The 22,524-nt window shown below is 70.3% G+C and carries 25 protein-coding genes and 1 riboswitch; of the genes, 13 read left to right on the forward strand and 12 right to left on the reverse strand.

Annotated elements, in window-relative coordinates:
* Positions 1 to 8: 8 nt before the first annotated feature.
* Positions 9 to 1,313 (reverse strand): aminotransferase class V-fold PLP-dependent enzyme, encoded by a 1,305-nt coding sequence (locus tag ELY19_RS05225; RefSeq protein WP_126195270.1) that lies wholly within the window; start codon positions 1,311 to 1,313, stop codon positions 9 to 11.
* A gap of 53 nt (positions 1,314 to 1,366) precedes the next feature.
* Positions 1,367 to 1,478, reverse strand: a riboswitch (SAM riboswitch).
* Between the two features lie 83 nt (positions 1,479 to 1,561).
* On the opposite strand from ELY19_RS05225, the gene ELY19_RS05230 reads away from it, so the two are divergent.
* The gene (locus ELY19_RS05230) at positions 1,562 to 2,347 is read left to right on the forward strand and encodes an HAD-IIA family hydrolase (protein ID WP_126195271.1); all 786 of its coding nucleotides are present in this window, start codon (positions 1,562 to 1,564) and stop codon (positions 2,345 to 2,347) included.
* Here ELY19_RS05230 and ELY19_RS05235 read toward each other — a convergent pair.
* Positions 2,320 to 3,690 carry an MFS transporter gene (locus ELY19_RS05235; protein ID WP_164711521.1) on the reverse strand — a complete coding sequence of 457 codons (1,371 nt, stop codon included), beginning with the start codon at positions 3,688 to 3,690 and terminating at the stop codon, positions 2,320 to 2,322. The two genes, ELY19_RS05230 and ELY19_RS05235, sit on opposite strands and share 28 nt — an antisense overlap.
* A 60-nt stretch (positions 3,691 to 3,750) precedes the next feature.
* Here ELY19_RS05235 and ELY19_RS05240 point away from each other — a divergent pair, with 60 nt between their 5' ends.
* Together ELY19_RS05240 and ELY19_RS05245 are read left to right on the forward strand one after the other, a co-directional pair.
* On the forward strand, positions 3,751 to 4,362 hold the full coding sequence (locus tag ELY19_RS05240; protein WP_416222723.1) for a TetR/AcrR family transcriptional regulator: 612 nt from the start codon (positions 3,751 to 3,753) through the stop codon (positions 4,360 to 4,362).
* A 50-nt stretch (positions 4,363 to 4,412) separates the two neighbouring features.
* The gene (locus tag ELY19_RS05245; protein ID WP_126195274.1) at positions 4,413 to 4,952 is read left to right on the forward strand and encodes a hypothetical protein; all 540 of its coding nucleotides are present in this window, start codon (positions 4,413 to 4,415) and stop codon (positions 4,950 to 4,952) included.
* 71 nt (positions 4,953 to 5,023) lie between these two features.
* Here the strand turns inward: ELY19_RS05245 and ELY19_RS05250 are convergent, their stop codons facing one another.
* The 3 genes from ELY19_RS05250 to ELY19_RS05260 form a co-directional block, all read right to left on the reverse strand.
* A complete protein-coding gene (locus ELY19_RS05250) occupies positions 5,024 to 6,190 on the reverse strand; it encodes an RtcB family protein (RefSeq protein ID WP_126195275.1) in 1,167 nt (388 codons plus the stop codon).
* A 263-nt stretch (positions 6,191 to 6,453) separates the two neighbouring features.
* The gene (locus tag ELY19_RS05255; RefSeq protein WP_126195276.1) at positions 6,454 to 6,990 is read right to left on the reverse strand and encodes a DUF3885 domain-containing protein; all 537 of its coding nucleotides are present in this window, start codon (positions 6,988 to 6,990) and stop codon (positions 6,454 to 6,456) included.
* Positions 6,991 to 7,114: 124 nt separating this feature from the next.
* Positions 7,115 to 7,498, reverse strand: coding sequence for a hypothetical protein (locus tag ELY19_RS05260; RefSeq protein WP_197715986.1), 384 nt, complete (start codon positions 7,496 to 7,498; stop codon positions 7,115 to 7,117).
* Here ELY19_RS05260 and ELY19_RS05265 point away from each other — a divergent pair.
* Positions 7,497 to 8,021: a DUF4279 domain-containing protein gene (locus tag ELY19_RS05265; protein ID WP_164711522.1), complete on the forward strand. Its 525-nt coding sequence runs from the start codon at positions 7,497 to 7,499 to the stop codon at positions 8,019 to 8,021. The genes ELY19_RS05260 and ELY19_RS05265 overlap by 2 nt on opposite strands.
* A gap of 50 nt (positions 8,022 to 8,071) precedes the next feature.
* Positions 8,072 to 8,743, forward strand: a complete 672-nt coding sequence (locus ELY19_RS05270; RefSeq protein ID WP_126195278.1) for a copper homeostasis protein CutC — start codon at positions 8,072 to 8,074, stop codon at positions 8,741 to 8,743.
* Positions 8,744 to 8,799: 56 nt separating this feature from the next.
* On the opposite strand, the gene ELY19_RS05275 is transcribed toward ELY19_RS05270, so the two are convergent.
* Genes ELY19_RS05275 through ELY19_RS05285 form a run of 3 tightly spaced genes read right to left on the reverse strand, consistent with a single transcriptional unit; the run spans position 8,800 to position 10,893 of the window.
* Positions 8,800 to 10,005, reverse strand: a complete 1,206-nt coding sequence (locus tag ELY19_RS05275; protein ID WP_126195279.1) for an O-succinylhomoserine sulfhydrylase — start codon at positions 10,003 to 10,005, stop codon at positions 8,800 to 8,802.
* A 10-nt stretch (positions 10,006 to 10,015) separates the two neighbouring features.
* Positions 10,016 to 10,429 (reverse strand): rhodanese-like domain-containing protein, encoded by a 414-nt coding sequence (locus ELY19_RS05280; RefSeq protein ID WP_126195280.1) that lies wholly within the window; start codon positions 10,427 to 10,429, stop codon positions 10,016 to 10,018.
* Positions 10,426 to 10,893 (reverse strand): Rv0361 family membrane protein, encoded by a 468-nt coding sequence (locus ELY19_RS05285; RefSeq protein ID WP_126195281.1) that lies wholly within the window; start codon positions 10,891 to 10,893, stop codon positions 10,426 to 10,428. The genes ELY19_RS05280 and ELY19_RS05285 overlap by 4 nt, the downstream gene beginning before the upstream one ends.
* Positions 10,894 to 11,040: 147 nt before the next feature.
* On the opposite strand from ELY19_RS05285, the gene ELY19_RS05290 reads away from it, so the two are divergent.
* On the forward strand, positions 11,041 to 12,429 hold the full coding sequence (locus tag ELY19_RS05290; RefSeq protein WP_126195282.1) for an FAD-dependent oxidoreductase: 1,389 nt from the start codon (positions 11,041 to 11,043) through the stop codon (positions 12,427 to 12,429).
* Between the two features lie 73 nt (positions 12,430 to 12,502).
* Here the strand turns inward: ELY19_RS05290 and ELY19_RS23370 are convergent, their stop codons facing one another.
* Both ELY19_RS23370 and ELY19_RS05295 read right to left on the reverse strand, forming a co-directional pair.
* Positions 12,503 to 12,658, reverse strand: a complete 156-nt coding sequence (locus ELY19_RS23370; protein ID WP_164711523.1) for a hypothetical protein — start codon at positions 12,656 to 12,658, stop codon at positions 12,503 to 12,505.
* 36 nt (positions 12,659 to 12,694) lie between these two features.
* A complete protein-coding gene (locus tag ELY19_RS05295; RefSeq protein ID WP_227967198.1) occupies positions 12,695 to 13,003 on the reverse strand; it encodes a winged helix-turn-helix transcriptional regulator in 309 nt (102 codons plus the stop codon).
* 80 nt (positions 13,004 to 13,083) lie between these two features.
* Here ELY19_RS05295 and ELY19_RS05300 point away from each other — a divergent pair, with 80 nt between their 5' ends.
* From ELY19_RS05300 to erm, 3 genes are all read left to right on the forward strand, one after another.
* Positions 13,084 to 13,797 (forward strand): SDR family oxidoreductase, encoded by a 714-nt coding sequence (locus ELY19_RS05300; protein WP_126195283.1) that lies wholly within the window; start codon positions 13,084 to 13,086, stop codon positions 13,795 to 13,797.
* 10 nt (positions 13,798 to 13,807) lie between these two features.
* Positions 13,808 to 14,530: a siderophore-interacting protein gene (locus ELY19_RS05305; protein ID WP_126195284.1), complete on the forward strand. Its 723-nt coding sequence runs from the start codon at positions 13,808 to 13,810 to the stop codon at positions 14,528 to 14,530.
* Positions 14,531 to 14,740: 210 nt separating this feature from the next.
* Positions 14,741 to 15,505: a 23S ribosomal RNA methyltransferase Erm gene (gene erm / locus ELY19_RS05310; RefSeq protein WP_126195285.1), complete on the forward strand. Its 765-nt coding sequence runs from the start codon at positions 14,741 to 14,743 to the stop codon at positions 15,503 to 15,505.
* On the opposite strand, the gene purT is transcribed toward erm, so the two are convergent.
* Entirely contained in the window at positions 15,502 to 17,280 is a 1,779-nt protein-coding gene (gene purT / locus ELY19_RS05315; protein WP_227967199.1) for a formate-dependent phosphoribosylglycinamide formyltransferase, read from the reverse strand. The two genes, erm and purT, sit on opposite strands and share 4 nt — an antisense overlap.
* Positions 17,281 to 17,421: 141 nt before the next feature.
* Between purT and ELY19_RS05320 the strand changes: the two genes are divergently transcribed.
* From ELY19_RS05320 to ELY19_RS05330, 3 genes are all read left to right on the forward strand, one after another.
* Complete coding sequence (locus tag ELY19_RS05320) at positions 17,422 to 18,828, forward strand: sugar porter family MFS transporter (RefSeq protein ID WP_126195287.1); 1,407 nt, start codon at positions 17,422 to 17,424, stop codon at positions 18,826 to 18,828.
* 1 nt (position 18,829) lies between these two features.
* On the forward strand, positions 18,830 to 19,780 hold the full coding sequence (locus ELY19_RS05325; protein WP_126195288.1) for a PfkB family carbohydrate kinase: 951 nt from the start codon (positions 18,830 to 18,832) through the stop codon (positions 19,778 to 19,780).
* A gap of 279 nt (positions 19,781 to 20,059) precedes the next feature.
* The gene (locus tag ELY19_RS05330; RefSeq protein WP_126195289.1) at positions 20,060 to 20,428 is read left to right on the forward strand and encodes a hypothetical protein; all 369 of its coding nucleotides are present in this window, start codon (positions 20,060 to 20,062) and stop codon (positions 20,426 to 20,428) included.
* 82 nt (positions 20,429 to 20,510) lie between these two features.
* Here ELY19_RS05330 and ELY19_RS05335 read toward each other — a convergent pair whose 3' ends face one another.
* Positions 20,511 to 21,797 (reverse strand): adenylosuccinate synthase, encoded by a 1,287-nt coding sequence (locus ELY19_RS05335; protein ID WP_068531228.1) that lies wholly within the window; start codon positions 21,795 to 21,797, stop codon positions 20,511 to 20,513.
* A gap of 84 nt (positions 21,798 to 21,881) precedes the next feature.
* Between ELY19_RS05335 and ELY19_RS05340 the strand changes: the two genes are divergently transcribed.
* Positions 21,882 to 22,523, forward strand: coding sequence for a hypothetical protein (locus tag ELY19_RS05340; RefSeq protein WP_126195290.1), 642 nt, complete (start codon positions 21,882 to 21,884; stop codon positions 22,521 to 22,523).
* The last annotated feature ends 1 nt before the right edge of the window (position 22,524 follow it).

Below are 22,524 nucleotides of genomic sequence, written 5' to 3' on the forward strand. Positions count from 1 at the left end.
GGCGGTGACTACTTCGCTCGTGCGGACAGGTCGTGGAGTGCGCGCACCAGGCGGCGCACGTCGTTCTCGCTCGTGCCGAGGCCGATGCTCGCGCGGACGGCACCGTCGTAGCACCCCAATCGGTGAACGACGGGATGCGCGCAGAACTTCCCGTCGCGCACGCCGATCCCGTACTCGGACGAGAGGAACTCGGCGACCTCGCGGGGCGTGCGGCCGTCGACGGTGAACGCGACGATGCCCACCCGCTCGGTGGAGTCGGCCCAGATCTTCAGGGTCCGGACCCCGTCGATGCCCTCGAGCGAGCGGAGCAGCAGGTCGGTGAGGAAGCGCTCGTGGCGGGCGATCGCGTCGTCGCCGAGCCGGGTGATCGCCTCGCAGGCGGCGGCGATCGCGACGGCGCCGAGGACGTTCGGCGAGCCCGCCTCGTGCCGGGCGGGGCCGGTGTGCCAGGCCACTTCCACGGACTTCGAGACGGGGGTGCCGATCACCTCGTAGCTGGCGCCGCCGCCGCAGCGGACGGGCTCGGCCTCGTCGAACCAGTCGGCGCGGCCGACGAGCACGCCGGACCCGAAGGGCGCGTACAGCTTGTGGCCGGAGAAGGCGAGGTAGTCGACGCCGCTCTCACGCAGGGAGATCCGACGGTGCGGGACCAGCTGGGCGCCGTCGACGGCGATGCGCGCGCCGTGGCGATGGGCGAGCGCGGCGAGCCGGCGGATCGGCAGCACCTCGCCCGTGACGTTGGAGGCGCCGGTCACGCTGACCAGGGCCGCGGGCCGGGCGCGCAGCTCCTTCTCGAGCACCTCGAGGGTGCCCTCGATCGACAGCGGCGCCGAGATCACGCGGGCCCCGATCCGCTTCCACGGCAGCAGGTTCGCGTGGTGCTCGCAGTCGAGGGCCACGACCTCGCCGGGGACGCAGCCGGCCAGGAGATTGATCGAGTCGGTGGTGTTGCCGGTGAAGATGACGTGATCGTCGGCGCGGGCGCCCACGAACTCGGCGACGACCTCGCGGGCTCGCTCGTAGCGAGAGGTGGAGCGCTGCGAGAGGTAGCCGGCGCCGCGGTGCACGCTCGCGTACTCGCCGAGGGCCTCCTGGACCGCGGCCTGCACCTCGACCAGGGCCGGGGCGCTCGCGGCGTAGTCGAAGTTGGCGTAGCGGACGGTCGCGCCGTCCTTGAGCGGGGCGTACTCGTCGGCACCGGTGACGGCGGCGAGGGGCCCCAGCGACAGCGGCGCGCTGCGGACGGCGGCGGCCGGCGACGTGACGGTCGGGGTGAGGCAGACGGCGGTGCGCTCGGAGGTGGTGATACTCATGAGACGTGTCCTTCAACAGTTGAGGACGCGCGGCACCGCCGAGCAGTGCCGCGAATCCGCGCTTGCCGCACCCTTCCGATGCGGCCAGGTCGTCACCCGGAGCACCCCACCGCGGAGGAGGGTTGCCGACCAGCGAGCCGGGGCTTGTCACTGGCACTCATGACCTGCGTCGAGAATGCCCTGTGGGCGGTCCGGTCGTCAAGGTTCGAATCACGGCGACGCCAAATCATCCGGAGTAGATTCGCGGCATGACCGAGTGGACGTACCTGATGGACATGGACGGGGTGCTCGTCCACGAGGAGCACCTCATTCCCGGCGCCGACGCCTTCATCGCGGAACTCACGGCGGCCGGCACGCCGTTCATGGTGTTGACCAACAACTCGACGCGCACGCCCCGCGACCTGCGCGCGCGACTGGTCGCCACCGGCCTCGACATCCCCGAGGCCCGGATCTGGACGTCGGCGCTCGCCACCGCGAAGTTCCTGCAGGACCAGCGACCGAACGGGACGGCGTACGTGGTGGGTGAGTCCGGCTTGACCACGGCCCTGCACGACGTGGGCTACGTGCTCACCGACAACGATCCCGACTACGTGGTACTGGGCGAGACCCGCACGTACTCGTTCGAGGCGATCACCACCGCCATCCGGCTGATCGAGCGCGGCTCGCGGTTCATCGCCACGAACCCGGATCCGACGGGGCCGTCGCGCGACGGCCTGCTGCCCGCGACCGGCGCCGTGGCCGCCCTCATCCGCGAGGCCACGAACCGGTCGCCGTACTACGTGGGCAAGCCGAACTCCCTCATGATGCGGTCGGCCCTGCGCGCCCTCGGGGCGCACTCCGCGGACACGCTGATGATCGGCGACCGGATGGACACCGACATCGTCTGCGGCCTGGAGGCCGGCCTCCGCACCATCCTGGTGCTCACCGGCATCTCCACCCGCGAGTCCGTGACCGCCTACCCCTACCGCCCCACCCGCACGATCGACTCCGTCGCCGATCTCGTCGGTCACACGGAGGACCCGTTCCCCGGCTGAGGACTCCGCGCGACGAGCACGGCTCCGACGCCGATGGCCGCGACCAGGCCCGCCATGATCACGAACGCGGCGCCGTAGGCGGTCGCGGGCTCGGCAATACCCGCGGTCGCGGCCACGAGCACGGCCAACCCGATACCACCACCGATCTGCTTGGCGCAGTTCATGATTCCCGAGGCGATGCCCGCCATCGAATCGGGAACGCCGGCGACGGTCATCGCGGTCAACGGTAGATTCATGACGCCCGCCCCCACCGCGATGAGAACGGCGGGGAGGAGAACCGCTGCGACATAGGTCGATTCGGGCACCAGACGACTCTGCCAGGCGAAGCCCGCGGCGAGGAGGAGCGAGCCGACGGCCACCAATGCGGTTGCGTCGTATCGCTGGAGGAGGCGCGGCGCGCACCGCAGGCCCACGATCAACTGGATGACGGTGTGCGGCAGGAACGCGAGACCGGCGATCATGGGCGGATACCCCAGCACGACCTGCAGCTGGAGTGACAGGAAGAACCACATGGGAACCAGCGCCGCCGCGGCGAGCAGGATCCCGACGTTGCCCCAGCGCACGACCCGCCCCTTCAGCACACCGGCCGGGACCATCGGCAGCGGACTGCGGCGGTCTCGACGGACGAAGGCGGCGAACAGGATCGCCGCCGTCACGAGCGCCGCGCCGCCGGCCGTCCAGCGCCGCTCGCCCATCGCGCCGAGCCCGAACGCGGCGGTCATGAGCGCCGTCGTCACCAGGACCGCGGCGCCCACGTCCAGGCGGCCGCGCCGTGCGCGCGATCGCGCCGTTCCGGCGGGCACCGGGGCACGCCGCGCCAGGGTCGAGGCGATCGCGCCGAGCGGAACGTTCACCAGGAGCACCGACCGCCAGCCGAACGCCTCCGTGAGCACGCCGCCGCACAGGTTGCCGGCCGTGCCGCCCGCGATGCTCATCGCGGTCCACCAGGCCAGCGCCCGGGTGCGCGCCTCTCCCTCCTCGAAGGTGGTGGTGACCAGTGCCAGCGCGGCGGGCGCGACGAACGCCGCGGCCAGCCCCTGGAGCGCACGCCCCGCGAGGAGGACCCCCGGGTCGGGGGCCGCCCCGGCCACGACGCTCGCCGCGGTGAACAGCGCCATGCCGCCACCGAACGTCGTGCGAACACCGACCAGGTCCGCGAACCTGCCACCGATCAGGAGAAAGCCGGCGAACGGCAGGGCGTAGGCCGTGACCACCCACTGCTGCCCGACGGTGCCGAGCCCCAGGTCGGCCCGGACGGCGGGCAGCGCGATGTTCACGACCGAGACGTCGAGCGTGATCATCAGCTGCGCGAGACAGGCCGCGGCGAGCACGCGTCCAGACATGACCCACCTTTCTACGTCACCTGTATCAAAATGATGTGATACGACTGTATCAACAAGGAGGTGGCGTTGCCGAGGTCCGTGGATCACGACGAACGACGAGCTGAGATCGCCGACGCGCTGGCCCGCGTCGCTGCTCGCGACGGCCTGCATGCGGTGTCGATGCGCTCGGTCGCCGCGGAAGCGGGCGTCTCACTGCGGCTCGTGCAGTACTACTTCACGAGCAAGCAACAGCTCCTCGTGGGGGCGCTCCGGAGGCTCGAGGAGCAATCGAACGAGCGGTGGCGGGCCCGGCTCACGCGCATCGGAGCGGATCCCACGCCGTGGCAGGTGTTGACCGCGTTCATCGAGGAGGCGCTGCCGACCGACCCTCCCAGCCGGAACTTCTACCGGGTCTCCTCCGCGTTCAGCGGTCTCGCGTCGACCGATCCCGCTCTCGCAGCGGAACCGCTCGCCGGGGGCGTCGGCCGGCTCCGCGCGGCCGTCGCCGCCGCCTTCGACGACGCTTCCCGCGCAGGGGAACTCGCCGCCGGCGCGGATCCCGGCCTGGAGGCGGACACTCTCGTCGCCCTCTGCAACGGCTTGAGCACCTCGGTGATCATCGGGCATCACACGCCTGAGCGCGCAGTCGAGATCGCCAGTTACCACCTCGACCGCCTGTTCCGGAAGCGCTGAGCATGGTTACCGCGATCCGGTACTACGCGACCGAGGAGGATCACGCGCGCATGCTGGATCGCCTCGGCGAGCCCGAGGACGTCACGCTGCATCCATGGCCGGTGGTCGCGACGCCGCCGCTCCGCCTGTCCAGGGCGGAGGCGCTGGCGGTGCCCCAGGTGCTGATTGCCAGCCGTTCACTCGGACCGCCTGTCGTGGCCCGCGAGGAGAGCGACGCCATGACTGGCGGAACCAGGTCAGCGCTGTTCAACCGCCTGAACTGGAGGCGCCTCACACCGAGCACAACGGAGGGCCTCGTAGACTCGAACACGTCGCCGGCCCTGTACTGGGAACCCGCGACCTGCACCGCCGAGGGCCTCAGCACCGGATCGATCGGGTCTCAGGCGGATTCGATGCTGGCCGTCTCCTCGGACTACGAACGATGGGTCAATCGAACCATCGCCTGGGTGCGCCGGAACGGTACGCGAGTCTGGGGTTCGACCGCGACGCACCGGCGCACCGACCTGGACGTGAAGCTTCCGTTCGTGTCGTCGGTGTACGCACTGCCCGACGCCCTTCGCCTCCTCGAGGAAGGCGCGGCGGGTCGCTGAGGATCTCTCACGGACTTGCGCAGGTTGTGGCTGCGAATCAACAGCGTGCCGCAGCCACAACCTGCACATGTTCACTGCCCCTTGACGTTCACGATCTGCCGCAGCACGGCGCGGACCGTGACCAACTGCTCCGCATCTGCCATCACGCGGTCGATGGGCTTGTAGGCCTGCGGGATCTCGTCGATGAAGTCGGGGCTGTCACGGAACTCGATGCCCGCCATGGCCTCCCGCAACTGCTCGTGCGTGAAGGTCTTCCGCGCCGCGGACCGGGAGTACTCCCTGCCCGCGCCGTGCGGCGAGCTGTTGAGCGACGGGGCGTAGCCCTTGCCCTCGACGATGTAGGACGCGGTGCCCATGGAGCCCGGGATCAGGCCGAGCTTGCCCTCGGTCGCCTCGATCGCGCCCTTCCTGGACACCCACACTTCCTTGCCGAAGTGCCTCTCGCGCTTGGTGAAGTTGTGGTGGCAGTTGATCCGCTCCGCCTCGACGACAGGTGTTCCCACCCACTCGCCGAGCTGGCGGATCACCCGGTCCATCATCTCCTCACGGTTGAGCAGCGCGAAGTGCTGCGCCCACGTCAGCTCGGCGATGTACCGGCGGAACTCGGGCGTGCCCTCCACGAGGTACGCGAGGTCCGGATCCGGCAGCTGGATCCACCACTGCTTGCACAGGCGGGTCGCCACGGCGATGTGGTGCTGGGCGATCTTGTTGCCCACGCCGCGAGAGCCGGAGTGCAGGAACGCCCAGACGGTGTCGTCCTCATCGAGGCTGATCTCGATGAAGTGATTCCCGCCGCCGAGGGTACCGAGCTGCAGCGCCCAGTTCCCGGCGTACGTCGCGGGATCGAAATCGGCGCGCTCGGCGAGCGCCGTCAGCTCCGCGATCCTCGGCTCCGCCGTGGCCACGACTTTCGTGTTGTAGCGGCCCGGCGAGAGCGGGATCGCCCGCTCGATGGCCTCGCGGACCGTCGCGCGGTCGTCCGGCAGATCGGCCAGCGTGAACTGGGTACGGACCGCGATCATGCCGCAGCCGATGTCGACGCCGACCGCCGCCGGGATCACTGCGCCGAGGCTCGGGATGACCGAACCGACGGTGGCGCCCTTGCCCAGGTGGGCGTCGGGCATCAACGCGATGTGCGGGTAGATGAACGGCAGCTTGGCCGTGGTGATCGCCTGCTCGCGGGTCTTGTCGTCCAAGATGGACGCCCACGAGACCAACGACTTACTGATCTTCTCCATGTCTTTCTCGTCTCGATGTGATGGTCACCGGTCCGAGAAGCCATGCGTGTGACGCATGGGTACCGGGCCGGCGCTGGAACGACGGCCCGGGTTGCCGCAGGTTATGCAGGCACGCCGAACCGACGGCAGTCGTACTGCCGCAGCGATTCGGGGAGTTTCCGCATATCCATGTCCAGGAGGCTATTCGACTGCAACGAAGACTTCCAGATGTTTTCCGGGCCGCGCCTCCACCCTCGAAGCTCGCTCAACGACTGCCCCGACATCTACGCCCCGCGGTTCGCACCATCGCAGTCCAGAACCGCATCGCCGAGGGAAGCGCCCGGAAAGCCCGGAGCCGGAAGCCAGTCGGAGAAGAGAGCCGCTGTGCGGTCGCGCTCACCGGTCGTCGGCAATATCAGGTCGGCGCCACCGTCGTACGGGTGATGCACCCAGGTCGCGTCCGCATCGGTGATCATGACGCCGCTGACCACCTCGTCGGCGACGAAGCGCAGCAGGCGCCGAACCTCATCGGCATCCCGCCGGACGATGGAGAGGTAGTGATGGGTCCAGATCCGGTACTCCTCGCCCTCGTCGTCCTCGGTGAAGGTGCGCCACAGGCGCGGCCGCGGGAGCAGACCGACGAGGTCGGCGGACCGTCGAACAGGCCGGGCTGTGGACGAGTACGACGACGTGACCACCCACAGGTCGTCCGCACCTGCCCGCAGGTCGTCGAGTTCGGCCAGATAGCGGGTGAGCACCACGTCGTACTCGGCCTCGGTGTCCGGATATTGTTTGCTCTCCGGCAGGCTGTGCAGCCTCACCCATCGCTCATGGCACGTCGCCCGAAGCCAGTACGCGTACGGCAGTTCAGAGCCGACGTTCCGAGTCCAAGCCGCGTCGAACGCGGTGACCTCCGAGGGTGTGGGGCGCCGGACGCCGCCGGAGTCACTCATCGGGCCCGCTCCATACGACGTCTTCGATCGCCGGCAGCTGGAGCGGGCCGCTGCCGTAGGAGTAGACCTCGAGGCTCGCGAGGAAGCCGTCGAGCAGGAACACGATCATCCCGCCCAACGGTATGTCGCCGTCGCCGGGGATGTCGGCACCCACCGGGAGCGGACTCGCCGCGGCGGCCGGTGCCAGCGCGCGGTCCGCCACGAGATCGGCCGTGCCGCAACCGCAGGGGCAGGACCGGTCCGAGTTCACGCGGAGAGTGGGAACCTGTGCGCGGAGTTCGCCGACGCCGGGGAAGGCGAAGTACAGGAAGCCGTCGAGGATGGCCCGCTCACGATCAGTGAGCGGGCGCAGGCTCGTCGGCTCAGGCACCTCCATGAGCAGCACCGTAGATCGGCCGCTGATCGCGGCGCCAGTGGTTTCACCGGCGAATACTCCGTTGATCTCGCGCGCGCTGCGACCTACCGTCGACCATGTGCCGCTCATACACCGCGCCGTCGCGTCTCTGCAGCTCAGCGGCCTTGCTCTCGACCCGTCGGCCATCACCCGGACACTCGGCACCTCGCCGACGCTGTCCTACGCGCGGGGCGACCTCGTACCGGCCGGGCGCGGCACCCGGACCGCCCGGTTCGGTCTGTGGTCCCTCGCTGTCGAAGACACCGAGCCCGCCGACATCGATACGCAGGTGACGCGGCTGCTGACCGGACTCCCCACCGATCTCGGCGTCTGGCGGGAGCTGTCCGATCAATACACGCTCCGCCTGTTCTGCGGATGGTTCCTGCAGGGCGGGAACGAGGGCGTAACCCTCTCCCCGACCACGCTCGCCTCGCTCGGCGCACGAGGCATCGCCCTCGACCTCGACATCTACAGTGCCCCGTATCGATTCGACGACTCCGTGTGAGTCCCCAGCAGCGTCGATCGGCTCGCGCCGAGCACGTCTAGGGTGGGCGAATGGCATTGCTGGAGGTCATCGTTCTGGACGCGTGGGACGCGGTCGCTGCGCAGGAGGGCGGGGCGGATCGGGTGGAACTGGTCGCGGATATGGCGGCGGACGGTCTCAGCCCCTCCCCCGCCACCGCCGCCGAGGTCCGCGCCGCCGTGGATCTACCTGTGCGCGTGATGCTCCGACTGAGAGCCGGTTTCGCACCGGGAGACCTCGACGCACTGGTCAGCACCGCACAGCGACTCCGCGATGCCGGGGCGCAGGAGTTCGTGCTCGGCTTCCTCACGCCCGCCGGGACCGTCGACCTGCCGGCGGTCACGCGCATCGTCGAAGCGATCGAGGGCGCGCCGTGGACGTTCCACCGCGCGATCGATCACGCGGCGGACCGGAAGGCGTTGCGCGAGGCTGTCGCCGGCCTCCCGAGCCTGGACACCTTCCTCACGGCGGGCGCGGCGACCGGTGTGGACGACGGCGTCGACACCCTCATCGCGGAAAGAGATGCGCCGCAGCGGCTCCTGGCGGGCGGCGGGCTCCGCCTCGATCATCTTCCGCGGCTCACGGCAGCGGGGATCGACGCGTTCCACGCCGGCAGTGGGGTGCGACACGGCGGCTGGGACACGCCGGTGGACGTCGAGGCCGTCCGCCGCTGGCGCGCGGCGATCGACGATCTGAACGCGTGAGTGCGGTCGAATTCCCACGGACAGTGCAGGAAACCGACCGCACTCGCGGCGCCGGGTCAGCCGAGGGCGCGGTCCAGGTCGGCGATGAGGTCGTCGACGTTCTCCAGCCCGACGGACAGGCGCAGCATCGAATCGGTGAGCCCGATCTTCGCGCGACCCTCCGGCCCCGTCGCGCGGTGCGTCGTGGTGGCGGGGTGCGTGATGAGCGACTTGGCGTCGCCGAAGTTGTTGGAGATGTCGATGACCTGCAGCCGGTTGAGGAACTCGAAGGCGCGCGCCTTCCCCGCCGCCGTAGCCGAATCGGCCAGCTCCAGCGTGATGACCGTGCCCCCGGCCTTCATCTGGCGCTTCGCCAGTTCGTACTGCGGGTGGGAGGGCAGGAAGGGGAAGAGCACCTTCGAGACGCGGGGGTCGGCGTCGAGGAACTCGGCGACCTTCTGCGCGTTCGCGCTGACCCGTTCGGCCCGAAGGTCCAGCGTCTCGAGCGCCTTGAGCAGCACCCACGCGTTGAACGGCGCCATCGCCGGACCGGTGTGCCGCATCAGCTGCTTCACGGGGCCGTCGATGTAGTCGAACCGGCCGAGGATCGCACCGCCCATGACGCGCCCTTGGCCGTCCATGGTCTTGGTGGAGGAGTGGACGATCACGTCGGCGCCCATGCCGAACGAATCCTGATAGCCGACGGGGGTGAAGCCCGCGTCGAGCACCACCTGCGCGCCAGCGGCGTGGGCGAGCGCAGCCACGGCGCGCACGTCGACGAGGCCCTGCATCGGGTTGGCGGGGGTCTCGAAGAACACCGCCTGCGCGGGCTCACTCAGCGCCGACTCCCACTGCGCGAGGTCCTCGCCGTCGACGAAGACGGTCTCGATGCCCCACCTCGGCAGGATCTCGTTGCACACCACGTAGCAGGAGCCGAACAGCGAGCGCGCCGCCACGAGCCGGTCGCCCGCCTTGAGCAGCGCGCCGAGCGCGGTGAAGACCGCCGACATGCCCGAAGCGGTCGCGAAGCAGGCCTCGGCGCCCTCCAGCAGGCGCAGGCGCTCCTGGAACATCGCCACCGTCGGGTTGCCGTACCGCGAGTAGACGAACCGGTCGATGTCGCCGTTGAAGGCCGCCTCGGCCGCCTCGGCGTTCTGGTACGTGTAGCCCGAATTCAGGAACAGCGCCTCGGAGGTCTCCTCGTAGTTCGTGCGCAGGACTCCGCCGCGCACGGCGTACGTCTCGGGCCGCAGGCCGTCGGGCAGGGGGCTGAACTCCGTCATGGTGTCAAGCCTAGAACTGCCGCCAGGGCAGGCCGTCGGCGCGCCAGCCCGCAGCGCCCCGGTGACCGAGCGCGTCGAGGGGCCCCTCGAAGCCGTCGAGCACGTTGTAGGCGCGCCGCACGCCCGCGGCGGTGGCCGTCTCCGCGGCACCGATCGAGCGGTGCCCGGAACGGCAGAGGAAGACGACGGGCGCGTCGTCGGTGACGCCCTTCGCGCGGAGTTCCTCGACGAAGGTCGGGTTGAGCGCGCCGTCGGGGTAGCGCTGCCATTCGACGAGCACGGGATTGCGCCCGACCTGCGAGAGCTCGGGGATGCCCACGTAGTTCCACTCCGCCTCGGTGCGGCAATCCACGAGGACCGCCGCCGGGTCCTGTTCGAGCAGGTCCCAGGCCTCGCGGGGAGTCAGGTCTCCGGCGTAGCTCACGAGCACTTCTTCCACTTGCCGTCCTCGCGGACGAACGTCGCCTTCTCGGTGCGCTCACCCGCCTTCTCGTACCGCACCGTGAGGTCGGCGGACGCGGAGTCGCCGTTCACGGTGAGGTTCTTGACGTCCTTCTCGTCCAGCTTCGCCTCCCCCTCGCGCTCGACGGCCGCCTTGCGGGCGTCGGGGAAGCCGGCCTCCTTCGGGAAGTCGGCGGCGGCGCGGTCCTTGGCGCACGTGTTGGCGACCAGGTCGGCGTACCGCCCCTTGTTCAGGGCGCCGTAGTACTGGCCGATGGTGACCTGGACCTGCGCGGAGTCGCTGAGCCGCTCCTCGGACGGACGGATCACGTTCCAGAGGAGGATGCCCCCGATCAGGACCACCGCCACCACGAGGGCGATGACGAAGGGGGTCGCCGTGGTGCGGCGTTCGGGCGGCGGTCCGGCGGGGGCCTTGTCTGCGCTCACTGAAGTCTCTACCCTCTGCTACTAGAACACGTTCCAGTTCCCTGGAGCGGGGTGCGATGTGCCACCCGCACTAGGAACAGTTGATAAGTCCGCACTAACCTGGTGGGGAACTTCAACCGCGTATGCAGACAAGGTAGCCGACTTCACATGACCGAACAGAACCGCCCGTTGCGCGTCGCGATCGTGGGCGCGGGCCCCGCAGGTATCTACGCGGCGGACGCCCTCATGAAGTCCGACGAGGCGAAGGACCCCGGCGTCAGCATCGACCTCTTCGAGAAGATGCCGGCCCCGTTCGGCCTGATCCGGTACGGCGTCGCGCCCGATCATCCGCGGATCAAGGGCATCATCACCGCGCTGCACAAGGTGCTCGACAAGCCGCAGGTCCGGCTGCTCGGCAACCTCGACTTCGGCAAGGACTTCACCCTGGAGGACGTGCGCCGCCACTACGACGCGGTGATCTTCTCCACCGGTGCCGTCGCGGACCGCAACCTGGAGATCCCGGGCATCGACCTCGACGGCAGCTACGGCGCCGCCGAGTTCGTGGCCTGGTACGACGGCCACCCGGACTTCTCGCGCGAGTGGCCGCTGACGGAGGAGAAGGTGGCGGTCCTCGGCGTCGGCAACGTGGGCCTCGACGTGGCCCGCGTGCTGGCCAAGACCGCCGATGAGCTGCTGCCCACCGAGATCCCGCCGAACGTCTACGAGGGCCTCAAGCTGAACAAGGCCAAGGAGGTGCACGTCTTCGGCCGTCGCGGCCCGGCGCAGGTGAAGTTCACCCCGCTCGAGCTCAAGGAGCTCGACCACTCGCAGACCATCGAGGTCGTGGTGAACCCCGAGGACATCGAGTACGACGAGGGCTCGGCCAAGGCCCGCCGCGAGTCGAAGATCACCGACCAGGTCGCGACGATCCTCGAGAACTACGCCATCCGCGAGCCCAACAACCGCCCGCACAAGCTGTTCATCCACCTCTTCGAGTCGCCCGTCGAGATCCTGGGCGAGAACGGCAAGGTCGTCGGCCTGCGCACGGAGCGCACCGAGCTCGACGGCACCGGCAACGTGCGCGGCACCGGCAAGTTCACCGACTGGGAGGTCGGCGCCGTCTACCGGGCCGTCGGCTACCTTTCCAACGACCTGCCGGAGATACCGTTCGACGACCAGGCCGGCGTCATCCCCAACGAGGCGGGCCGGGTCATCGACGCAGGTCAGCACATCCAGGGTGTGTACACCACGGGCTGGATCAAGCGCGGCCCCGTCGGCCTCATCGGCCACACGAAGGGCGACGCCAACGAGACCATCGCCTGCCTACTCGAGGACTTCCACGCCGGCAAGCTGAACGCCCCGTCGGACCCGTCCACCGAGGGCGTCACGAACTGGCTGGACGACCACCAGACCCCGTACACCACGTGGGACGGCTGGTACCGCCTCGACGAGCACGAGCGCAGCCTGGGCGAGGCGGAGGGCCGCGAGCGGGTGAAGGTCGTCGAGCGCGACGACATGCTGGCCGCCTCGGAGCCGGACAAGGTCCAGCAGAACTAGGCCTGAGCCTGACGAACGACGGTGCCGCCGTCCCGATTTTTCGGGGCGGCGGCACTTTTCGCTCACGATGATTCTAATTCGGCCGCGCGGCGACCACCGGACCGTCGGCCCGGTCGGTGGCGATCGCCACGACGTCGTCCGCCGCGGCCCCGGTGCGGGTCGCGGTCAGCGCTCCCTCGACGACGGCGCGATCGGGAATGGCTCGCTCAGCGCGGTGTGGCGGATTCACGTCGCCGAGCGAGGTCGATCCTCCGCGAGACGCAGGTCATTCGGCCGCCCAGGCCCAGACCGGCCGAAGCGCCCGGCCGAGGGCCTCGCCACGCCCGGTCAACTCGTACTGCTTGTCGGGGAGCTTGCGGGCGATGCCCTTCTCGACCAGTTGCGCCAGCCTCGTCGCGAGCACGCTGGAGCTGCAATTGCCCATGCGCCTGCGCAATTCGAGGAATCCGAGCGAACCGGGACCGAGCTCCCAGACGATGCGCAGCACCCAGCGCTGGCCGAGCAGGTCCATCGCCGCGACGACCTCGGGGTCCGGGTCCTCGCGCCGCTGGGGCACCACATCACGCACTGACACGGAACAGAGCCTACTTGCGCTTCTGAATTCGAAGCGTCATGCTGGCGTCAGTTCTAAATCAGAAGCACGGAGGTTCGGCGATGGCGGTCGTAGTGGTGACCGGGGCGTCCCGCGGAGTGGGTGCCGAGACGGCGGTGGCGCTCGGCGCGCGTGGCCACGACGTGGTGGTGAACTACCGCGAGAAGGAGCGACGCGCGGAGAAGGTGTGCACGCTGGTCCGCGAAGCCGGCGGACGCGCGGTCGCCGTGGGCGCCGACGTGACCGCGCCCGACGGACCGTCGAGCCTGCTCGACGCGGCGATCGCCGAGTTCGGCGGCCTCGACGCCGCGATCCTCAACGCATCGGGCGGGCTGGAGCTGGGCGCCGAGGAGGACTACGCCATCCGCCTGAACCGGGACGCGCAGGTCGCGGCCGCCCGCGCCGCCGCGGAGCGCCTGCGTCCGGGCGGACGCATCGTCTTCGTCACCAGCCACCAGGCCCATTTCTCCGAGACCCGTCCCGTGCCCGACGGGTACGAGCCGATCGCCGTGAGCAAGCTCGCCGGGGAGCGGGCGCTGCGCGCGCTCGCCGCCGAGCTGGACCTGGACCTCCGCGTGGTCTCCGGCGACATGATCGAGGGCACGATCATCGTCCGGCTGCTGGAGCGCCGCGATCCCGCCGCCGTCGAGGAACGCCGCAGTCACGGCCCACTGCCGACGGTCAGCGAGTTCGCCGCAGCCATCGCCGGCGCCGTCGACGCCGACGACGCCGTGGCCCGCACCACCTACGTAGGCGGATCCGACTATTTAGGGTAGCCTCAGCTTCATGGGTAGAGGAGTGACCGGCCTGATCCTCAAGGCGATGCGGGCGGACGACTACGTGTTCACGGTGCTCGGGACGGAATCCGTCAGCGACCATTACCACCGCATCCGCTTCGACGGCGGCGACTTCCTGCACGACAATCCGTGGTTCCCGACCATGTGGGTGCGCCTGTGGGTCCCCAAGAGCGGCACCGCCACCACCGACGCCGACGAGGGCGCCCTGGTGCAGCGCGGCTACACCATCATCGACCCGCGCGGCAGCGAGTTCAGCATCGAGTTCGCGATGCACGACGGTCCCGCACCGCGCTGGGCCCTCGATGCCGAGCCCGGCGACCGCATCGCCGCCACCATGATGGGCGCCGACCTGACCCTCCCGGAGGAGCCGGCACCGTCGGAATACGTGCTCGTGGGCGACGCCGCGTCGATCCCCGCCATCAACAGCATCCTCGGCACCGCGCAGGCACCGTGCCGCGTGTACCTGGAGTATCAGCACGACGCCGAGCGGGAGCTGCCGGTCCACAGCGAGGCCGTCACCTGGGTGCCGCGCGAGAACCGCGGCGCCACACTGGTCTCCACCGTCACCCGGGCCGGAATCCCCTCCGAGGCCTTCCTCTTCGTCGCCGCCGAGACCAAGGCGACGCGCGAGATCACCAGGGCCGCCAAGCGCGACTTCGGCCTGCCCAAGGACCGCATCAAGTCCCAGGCCTACTGGCTGCAGCGCGGATAACCCGCTGGCATCGCGCCGCTCGGGCGCCTAGTGTGCACCCCGTGAGTTCTTCGGCAGCAGCCGCAGCAGTAGCAGCGGCAGTGGTGGATCGCGGCCGCCCGTAGCGGCGGCGGAGCCTCCCCCACCTCCTCGGCTTCACCGCCCCGGCTTCCTTCCGCTGGGCGGCGATTCGTGCTGCCCGGGTGAACCTCGACCCGGAGAACTCCCTTCATGCCCACCCACCACGGGGGCCGTCACGAGCACGGCCAGAACTTCCTCACCGACGGTGCCGTCATCGGCCGCGTCATCGACCTCGCCCGCCGCACCGACGGCCCCATCGTCGAGATCGGTCCCGGCGCGGGCGCGTTGACCGAACCCCTGCTGCGGCTGGGGCGTCCGCTCACCGCCGTCGAGATCGACCGGCGTCACGCCGACCGGCTGCGCCGCACGACGCCGGGCGCGACCATCGTGCACGGCGACTTCCTGCACCACCGGCTGCCCGCCGAACCCCATGCGGTGGTGGGCAATCTGCCTTTCCACCTCACCACCGCCGTGCTCCGCAAACTACTGCACGCGCCCCACTGGACCGCCGCCGTCCTCATCGTCCAATGGGAGGTCGCCCGGCGGCGAGCCGGAGTCGGCGGCGCGACGATGATGACCGCGCAGTGGTCGCCCTGGTACGAGTTCGGCCTCGGCGGGCGGATCCCCGCCTCCGCCTTCACCCCACGGCCGTCCGTCGACGCCGGGCTGCTCACGATCACCCGCCGCGGCACCCCGCTGGTGCCGCCGGGACGGCGCCGCGAGTACGCGGCCTTCGTGCACGCCGTGTTCACCGGCCGAGGCCACGGGCTGCCCGAGATCCTCGCGGGCGTCGCGCCGCGGCACCGTCGGGCGGAGGCACGGCGGTGGGCGGCCCGGCGCGGCCACCGCGGCACGCCGCTCCCCCGCGACCTCCGCGCGGAGGACTGGGTGGAGGCCTTCGAGCGGTTCGCCTAGTCCTGCGGGCGCTGCGGGGGCAGGTTGATCGAGGTGGCCGGGTTGTGGTCGTACTCCTCCGTCTCCGGTGCGGCCGGAGGCTTCGGGCGGGTCGCGTGCTCGCCGGTCGCAGGCCGCGGAGCGGGCTGGATCGGGCGGGGCTGCGCGGGCCGCCGCGCCGCGACGGGATGCATGCTCGTCGGCGCGACCGGATCACCGGGCGCAGGCTGGGGCGGGGTCGACGGTGCACCGCCCTGCGGCGGGGGCGGGACCACGCGCGAGGAGGACTGCTGCGGCGGCACCACCGGGGCGGCCGCTGTCGGCGGAGCCGGCGGCACCGGCGGCTGCTGCGCGGGCGGCCCCTGCGGGGGCTGACCCGACGGGCCCTGCGGCGGGCCGGACGGCGGCGCCTGCTGGACGGGGATCTGCTGGGCCGGGGGCTGGTGCACGGGGCGCTGCACCGGCATCGCGCGGGTGGAGAGGTCCTCGGGCTGCTGCGGCCGCTGGATGGGCACGGCGGTGGTCTCCGGCGCACCCTGCTGCACGGGGTCGTCGCTGTCGACGACGACCACCCGGCTCGCTGCCTCCGTGGCATTGGCCCGCGCCACCTCGACGGTGTCGGCGGTCGCCACCGCGACGCCGAGCCGCCGCTTGGCGTAGCCCTCGGGCTTGCCGAACAGGCGCAGGTCGCTCTCGGGCACGTCGAGAGCGCGCGAGACGCTGTCGAAGGCGACGGAGCTGCTGTCCTTCGTCCCGTAGATCACCGCCGACGCGGCCGGCGACATGAGCGAGGTGTCCACGGGCAGGCCGAGGATCGCGCGGGCGTGCAGCTCGAACTCGGAGAGCCGCTGCGAGCCCAGCGTCACCAGTCCGGTGTCGTGCGGGCGCGGCGAGACCTCGGAGAAGTAGACGTCATCGCCCTTGACGAAGAGCTCCACGCCGAAGACACCGCGGCCGCCGGTGCCACCGTCGCCGAGGGCCGTGGTGATACGGCCCGCGACGGACGTCGCCGCATCGTAGGCCGCCTGGCTCATCGCCTGCGGCTGCCAGGACTCGACGTAGTCGCCGTCCGATTGGCGGTGCCCGATGGGCTCGCAGAACCGGGTGACCACCTTGCCGCGCTCGGCGTCGTAGACGCGCACCGTGAGCAGCGTGATCTCGTAGTCGAAGTCGACGAAGCCCTCGACGATCACCCGCTCGTTGCGGACGCGACCGCCCTCCACCGCGTACTCCCACGCACCGTCGAGCTCCTCGACCGAGCGGACCACCGACTGGCCCTTGCCCGAGCTCGACATGACCGGCTTGATCACGCACGGGAAGCCGACCTCGCGGGAGGCGGCGCGCACCTCGTCGAGCGACGACGCGAAGGCGTAGGGCGAGCACGGGAGCCCGAGCTCCTCCGAGGCGAGCTTGCGGATGCCCTCGCGGTCCATCGTGAGGGCGACGGCCCGCGCAGTCGGGATGACCTCGGCAAGCCCCTCCTCGTCGACGGCCACGAGGGCGTCGGTGGCGAGGGCCTCGATCTCGGGGACGACGAAGTCGGGCTTCTCCTCCTCGATGACGCGGCGGACCTCGGCGGCGTCGGTCATGTCGATGACGTGGCTGCGGTGCGCGACCTGCATCGCGGGCGCGTTCGCGTACCGGTCGACGGCGATCGTCTCCACGCCGAGGCGCTGGAACGCGATCACCACCTCCTTGCCCAGCTCGCCCGAACCCAGCATCAACGCCTTCGTGGCACCGGGGGTGAGCGCCGTGCCGATCCGGGGGTTGCCGCCGGTCTCGCTGAGGTTCGTCATGGGGTCCATTCTGGCAAACCACGGCGCCCCGCGGTGCGGCTGCCGACCCGCGGATTCCCGTTTACTTCCGATCGTTCTGCGGTGGTGAGCGTTTCGGTTGTAATCACTCGGGGCACCGCACGGGACGCCTACGTTCGGAGCATGAAGGCACTCGTGATCAGGAGCGCCGTGGTCGCGGCGACCGGCGGACTCATCTTCGGTTTCGACACGGCGGTGATCTCCGGCGCCGAGAAGCAGATCCAGGAGCAGTTCCACCTGTCCGACGCCGCACTCGGCTTCACGGTGACGACCGCGCTCATCGGCACCATCGTGGGCGCGATCGTCTCCGGCCGGCTCGCGGACCGGTTCGGCCGCAAGAAGGTGCTGTACGCGATCGGCGTGCTCTACGTCGTGAGCGCCGTGGGCTGCGCCGTCGCGCCCACGTCCTCGGTCGAGATCCTGCAGGTCTTCCGCTTCCTCGGCGGCCTCGGCATCGGCGCGTCGAGCGTGTGCGCCCCGATCTACACCGCCGAGATCGCGCCGCCGAAGTTCCGCGGTCGCCTCGTCGGCCTCGTCCAGTTCAACATCGTGCTGGGCATCCTGGTGGCGTACGCCTCGAACGCGATCATCCGCACCGTCATGGGCGACGACCCGCACGCCTGGCGGTGGATGCTCGGGGTGATGGTCGTGCCGGCGGTGCTGTTCCTCGTGATGCTCCCGACGGTGCCCGAGACCCCGCGCTGGCTCGCCGGGCACGGCGACCTCGCGGCGGCGCGCGCCACGTCCGAGCGGCTGTGTTCCACGACGGCGGAGGCCGACGCGCAGATGGCCGAGATCGAGGAGACGCTCGCCGCCGAGCGGGGCACCGAGAAGACGAAGTTCTACACCCGCGGCCACCGCAAGGTGATCCTGCTGGCGATCGCCATCGCCTTCTTCAACCAGATGTCCGGCATCAACGCGATCCTCTACTACGCACCGCGGGTCATGCAGGACGCCGGCGCCAGCACCAACGCGGCGTACCTGATGTCCGTGGCGGTCGGCGTGATGAACCTCGTCGCCACCATGGCCGCGCTGTCGGTGATCGACCGGCTCGGGCGTCGGCGACTCATGCTGATCGGCTCGGTGGGCTACCTGGTCTCCCTCGGCTTCATGGCCGCCGTGATGTTCTACTACGAGAGCGACGGCCGGTCCTTCGACAGCACCTCGTCGATCCTCGTGCTGCTGGGCCTCATGGTGTTCATCGCCGCGCACGCGTTCGGGCAGGGCGCGGTGATCTGGGTGTTCCTGTCGGAGATCTTCCCCAACAGCATTCGTGGCCGGGGCCAGGCGCTCGGTAGCCTCACCCACTGGGTGTGGGCCGCCATCACGAGCTTCGCGTTCCCGCCCATCATCGGTGCCTTCGGCGGCGGCGTCGCGTTCTCCATCTTCTTCGGGTTCATGGTGCTCCAACTGCTCTGGGTGATAAAGGTGATGCCGGAGACCAAGGGCATTCCGCTCGAGGAGATGGCCGAGCGGCTGGGCCTCGACGCGGACGACGCCGTCGAGAAGCCCGCCACGAAGGGGAACTGACATGACCGATCGGACGCTGTGCCTGGGCGAGGCACTCGTCGACGTCGTACTGCGCGACGGTGCCGAACCGTCCGAGCACGTGGGCGGCAGCCTGTTCAACGTCGCGTGCGGACTCGCCTCGCTGGGCGACCCCACGTCGATCCTGTCGTGGTGGGGGCGGGACGTACGCGGCCACCGGATCGCCGAGACCGCCGCCCGGGCGGGCGTGGAGGTCGTTCCCGGGGCCGACGGTGCCGCCAACACGCCGCTCGCGTACGCGCACGTCGACGCCGAGGGACGCGCGACGTACGAGTTCGACCTCACGTGGGAGGTGCCGCCGATCGAATCCCTGGAACGCTACGGCCACCTGCACACCGGCAGCTTCGCGGCGACGCTCGCCCCGGGGGCGGACGGCGTCGCCGACGTGGTGCGCCGCATCCGGGACCACGCCACCGTCTCCTACGACCCCAACATCCGGCCCGCGCTGATGGGCACGCCCGCCGACGTGCTGCCGCGGGTGACGGAGATGATCGCGCAGGCCGACGTCGTGAAGGCCAGCGACGAGGACATCGCCTGGCTGCACCCCGACGAGCCCGTCGAGGACGTGATGCGCCGCTGGATCGCGTCCGGCCCGGCGATGGTGGTCCTCACCCGCGGCCCCTGGGGCGCGTACGCGCTGCTCGCCGGCAATCGCGACATGCTGCACGTGGACCAGCTGACCGTCGAGGTCGGCGACACCGTGGGCGCCGGCGACTCCTTCATGGCGGGTCTGGTGTCCGGACTGCTCGACGCCGGATACCTGGGCTCGCGGTACGCCGCCCGACGGCTGCGGGCCGCGCAGTGGAGCGACGTGCAGCCCGCGCTGCACCGCGCCGTCATCACCTCCGCTCTCACCGTGAGCCGCGCCGGCGCCTACGCCCCGTCGATGGCCGAGGTGGACGCCGTGCGCGCCCAGGACCCGACGCTGCGCTGACGGCTGCCTCGGCGAGTCTCGGCACCGGCAACGCAAGGGTGGTGTGCTCTCACGGGAGCCATGCGCGACACGCATGACTCGATGCGCTGAAAATGCAGTTGAACTGCGGTTTTGTGTGCCATGCGCGGCGCGCATGGCTTCTCCGCGCGACATCGAACCCCACTCAGCCCGACGAAGGCAGGCCTGATTCGGAGGGACCTGACAGCGGATTCCCAGCCGGGCGTCGCATCATCGGTTCCAGCGCGGTCGCGGTGACCGCACCGACCGAAGCGAGAACCCATGACCGAACCCACCGATCCGCAGCCGACGCCCACCGCGCCGATCCCGCCCGCGCCCGCGGCCGCCCCCGCAGCCGCAGCGCCCGCCCCGGCCCCGCAGGAGCCCGCGCCGTCGACGACCGGGCCGTCGCGGAAGCTGCTCATCGCGGCGATCGTGTTCGGGCTCATCGGGATCAGCGGCGTCAGCTTCACCGCCGGCTACTGGGTCAACGAGGCCACGGGCAAGCACAGGGGCCATTCGATGCAGCAGCGCGGACCGGGCGGCGACGCTCAGCGCCACGGACCCGGGCGCGGCGAGGGACCGCGGATGTACCGCGTGACCCCGACCGCCGCTCCGTCGGCGACGCCGAACCCCGCCCCGACGCCCTAGGGCGCGTCCGAAACCGAGCCTGAGCGAGGCCACGATGGAAATACTTCGCCGCGGCCTCGAATCGGCTCGGTTTCAGAACACCTCAGACGATGGCGCGGCGGACGATGGTCTCGTCGCGGCCCGGGCCCACGCCGATGCAGGAGATGTGCGCGCCCGACAGCTCCTCGAGCCGCAGCACGTAGTCCTGCGCGTTCTTCGGCAGGTCCTCGAAGGTGCGGCAGCCGGAGATGTCCTCCCACCAGCCGGGCATCGTCTCGAAGATCGGCTTCGCGTGATGGAAATCGGTCTGGTTGGGCGGCATCTCGTCGTACCGCACGCCGTCGATCTCGTAGGCCACGCAGATCGGCACGTTCTCGATGGAGCTGAGCACGTCGAGCTTAGTGAGGAAGTAGTCGGTGATGCCGTTGACGCGGGTCGCGTAGCGGGCGATCACGGCGTCGAACCAGCCGCAGCGGCGCGCGCGCCCGGTGGTGACGCCCACCTCGCCGCCGTGCTTGGCGAGGTACTCGCCCCACTCGTCGAAGAGCTCCGTCGGGAACGGGCCCGAGCCGACGCGGGTGGTGTACGCCTTGAGGATGCCCAGCACCGTCGTGATGCGGGTGGGGCCGATGCCCGACCCCACCGACGCGCCGCCCGACGTGGGGTTCGACGAGGTGACGTACGGGTACGTGCCGTGGTCGACGTCGAGCAGCGTGCCCTGCGAGCCCTCCAGCAGCACCGTCTCGCCGCGCTCCAGCGCGAGGTTCAGCTCCAGGCGGGTGTCGGCGATGCGGTGCTTGAAGCTCTCCGCGAGCTCCAGCGTCTCGTCGACCACCTGGCGCGGATCGAGCGCCCGCCGGTTGTAGATCTTGGTGAGCACCTGGTTCTTGAACTCCAGTGCCGCCTCGACCTTCTGGGTGAGGATCGACTCGTCCAGCACGTCCTGCGCGCGGACGCCGACGCGGGCGATCTTGTCCTGGTAGCAGGGGCCGATGCCGCGGCCGGTGGTGCCGATCTTCTTGTTGCCGAGGAAGCGCTCGGTGACCTTGTCGATCGCCACGTGGTACGGCATGAGCAGGTGCGCGTCGGCCGAGAGCAGCAGGTTCGACGTGTCGACGTCGCGCGCCTCGAGGCCGTCGAGCTCGGCGAGCAGGACCGACGGGTCCACCACCACGCCGTTGCCGATGACGTTCTTGACACCCGGGGTCAGGATGCCCGACGGGATGAGGTGCAGCGCGAACTTGTCGCCGTTCGGCAGGACCACCGTGTGGCCGGCGTTGTTGCCGCCCTGGTAGCGGACCACCCACTGGAGCTTCTCCCCCAGCAGATCGGTGGCCTTCCCCTTACCTTCATCGCCCCACTGGGCGCCGATCAGCACGATCGCAGGCATGGACGATCTCCTTCCGGCCCGCATATTCACCTTCGGAATCACCTGGATAACGTCGAGCCGTGCCGCAACCTTACAGTAGGAGCGGTGAGCTCCGTGACCCAGAGCACCGTCGTGGTGCGCGCCCCCGACGTCCGTATCCCGGGCAGCCTCCGCGACCTCGAAACGATCACCGTCGACCTCGACTCCGCCAAGGCGGAACTGAAGCAGAAGCTGACGTTCCCGAAGCGGATCGTGGTCGCGGGGCCCGATGACCTGCTGGCGGCGGTGATCGCCCGGTTGATGGCCTCGGAACGGCTCGACGTGGAGGTGGCGTACGCGCCCACCCAGAACTCGCACGCCTCGGCGATCTACCCGCCGGGCGATCCGCTGACCGGCACGCCCCGCGCCGTGCCCCTGATCCGTGACGACCGCGGCTTCGTGCTCGTCGGCAAGGCCAAGATCACCGGCCCCGACGGCGGCCCGCTCACCGGCGAGACCTTCGTGGACTCGGAGAAGCTGTTCACGGGCCAGGCGAAGGCCGTGATCGTCGAGCCGACCGGCTCGAGCGACGGGGGCGGGGTCCGCGCCCGGCTCGCGAAGGGCGTGCGCCGACGGTGGCTGTCCGGTCGCGCCGCGCAGACCGGCGGGCTCGAGCTCGTCGTGACCCGCGACGGCCGCACCGACCCCAGCGTCGTGACCCGCGCGACGTTCTACCGCAACACCGACGACTGGCTGCTCATCAGCTGAC

Origin of the sequence: Tsukamurella paurometabola (assembly GCF_900631615.1) — a bacterium.
Taxonomy (GTDB): Bacteria; Actinomycetota; Actinomycetes; order Mycobacteriales; family Mycobacteriaceae; genus Tsukamurella; species Tsukamurella paurometabola_A.

Bases quoted from the DNA above. Each gene is read 5' to 3' on its own strand.
- ELY19_RS05225 (WP_126195270.1), bottom strand. From the start codon at position 1,313: ATGAGTATCACCACCTCCGAGCGCACCGCCGTCTGCCTCACCCCGACC.
- ELY19_RS05230 (WP_126195271.1), top strand. From the start codon at position 1,562: ATGACCGAGTGGACGTACCTGATGGACATGGACGGGGTGCTCGTCCAC.
- ELY19_RS05235 (WP_164711521.1), bottom strand. From the start codon at position 3,690: ATGTCTGGACGCGTGCTCGCCGCGGCCTGTCTCGCGCAGCTGATGATC.
- ELY19_RS05245 (WP_126195274.1), top strand. From the start codon at position 4,413: ATGCTGGATCGCCTCGGCGAGCCCGAGGACGTCACGCTGCATCCATGG.
- ELY19_RS05250 (WP_126195275.1), bottom strand. From the start codon at position 6,190: ATGGAGAAGATCAGTAAGTCGTTGGTCTCGTGGGCGTCCATCTTGGAC.
- ELY19_RS05265 (WP_164711522.1), top strand. From the start codon at position 7,497: ATGAGCAGCACCGTAGATCGGCCGCTGATCGCGGCGCCAGTGGTTTCA.
- ELY19_RS05260 (WP_197715986.1), bottom strand. From the start codon at position 7,498: ATGGAGGTGCCTGAGCCGACGAGCCTGCGCCCGCTCACTGATCGTGAG.
- ELY19_RS05270 (WP_126195278.1), top strand. From the start codon at position 8,072: ATGGCATTGCTGGAGGTCATCGTTCTGGACGCGTGGGACGCGGTCGCT.
- ELY19_RS05275 (WP_126195279.1), bottom strand. From the start codon at position 10,005: ATGACGGAGTTCAGCCCCCTGCCCGACGGCCTGCGGCCCGAGACGTAC.
- ELY19_RS05290 (WP_126195282.1), top strand. From the start codon at position 11,041: ATGACCGAACAGAACCGCCCGTTGCGCGTCGCGATCGTGGGCGCGGGC.
- ELY19_RS05300 (WP_126195283.1), top strand. From the start codon at position 13,084: ATGGCGGTCGTAGTGGTGACCGGGGCGTCCCGCGGAGTGGGTGCCGAG.
- ELY19_RS05305 (WP_126195284.1), top strand. From the start codon at position 13,808: ATGGGTAGAGGAGTGACCGGCCTGATCCTCAAGGCGATGCGGGCGGAC.
- erm (WP_126195285.1), top strand. From the start codon at position 14,741: ATGCCCACCCACCACGGGGGCCGTCACGAGCACGGCCAGAACTTCCTC.
- purT (WP_227967199.1), bottom strand. From the start codon at position 17,280: ATGACGAACCTCAGCGAGACCGGCGGCAACCCCCGGATCGGCACGGCG.
- ELY19_RS05320 (WP_126195287.1), top strand. From the start codon at position 17,422: ATGAAGGCACTCGTGATCAGGAGCGCCGTGGTCGCGGCGACCGGCGGA.
- ELY19_RS05325 (WP_126195288.1), top strand. From the start codon at position 18,830: ATGACCGATCGGACGCTGTGCCTGGGCGAGGCACTCGTCGACGTCGTA.
- ELY19_RS05330 (WP_126195289.1), top strand. From the start codon at position 20,060: ATGACCGAACCCACCGATCCGCAGCCGACGCCCACCGCGCCGATCCCG.
- ELY19_RS05335 (WP_068531228.1), bottom strand. From the start codon at position 21,797: ATGCCTGCGATCGTGCTGATCGGCGCCCAGTGGGGCGATGAAGGTAAG.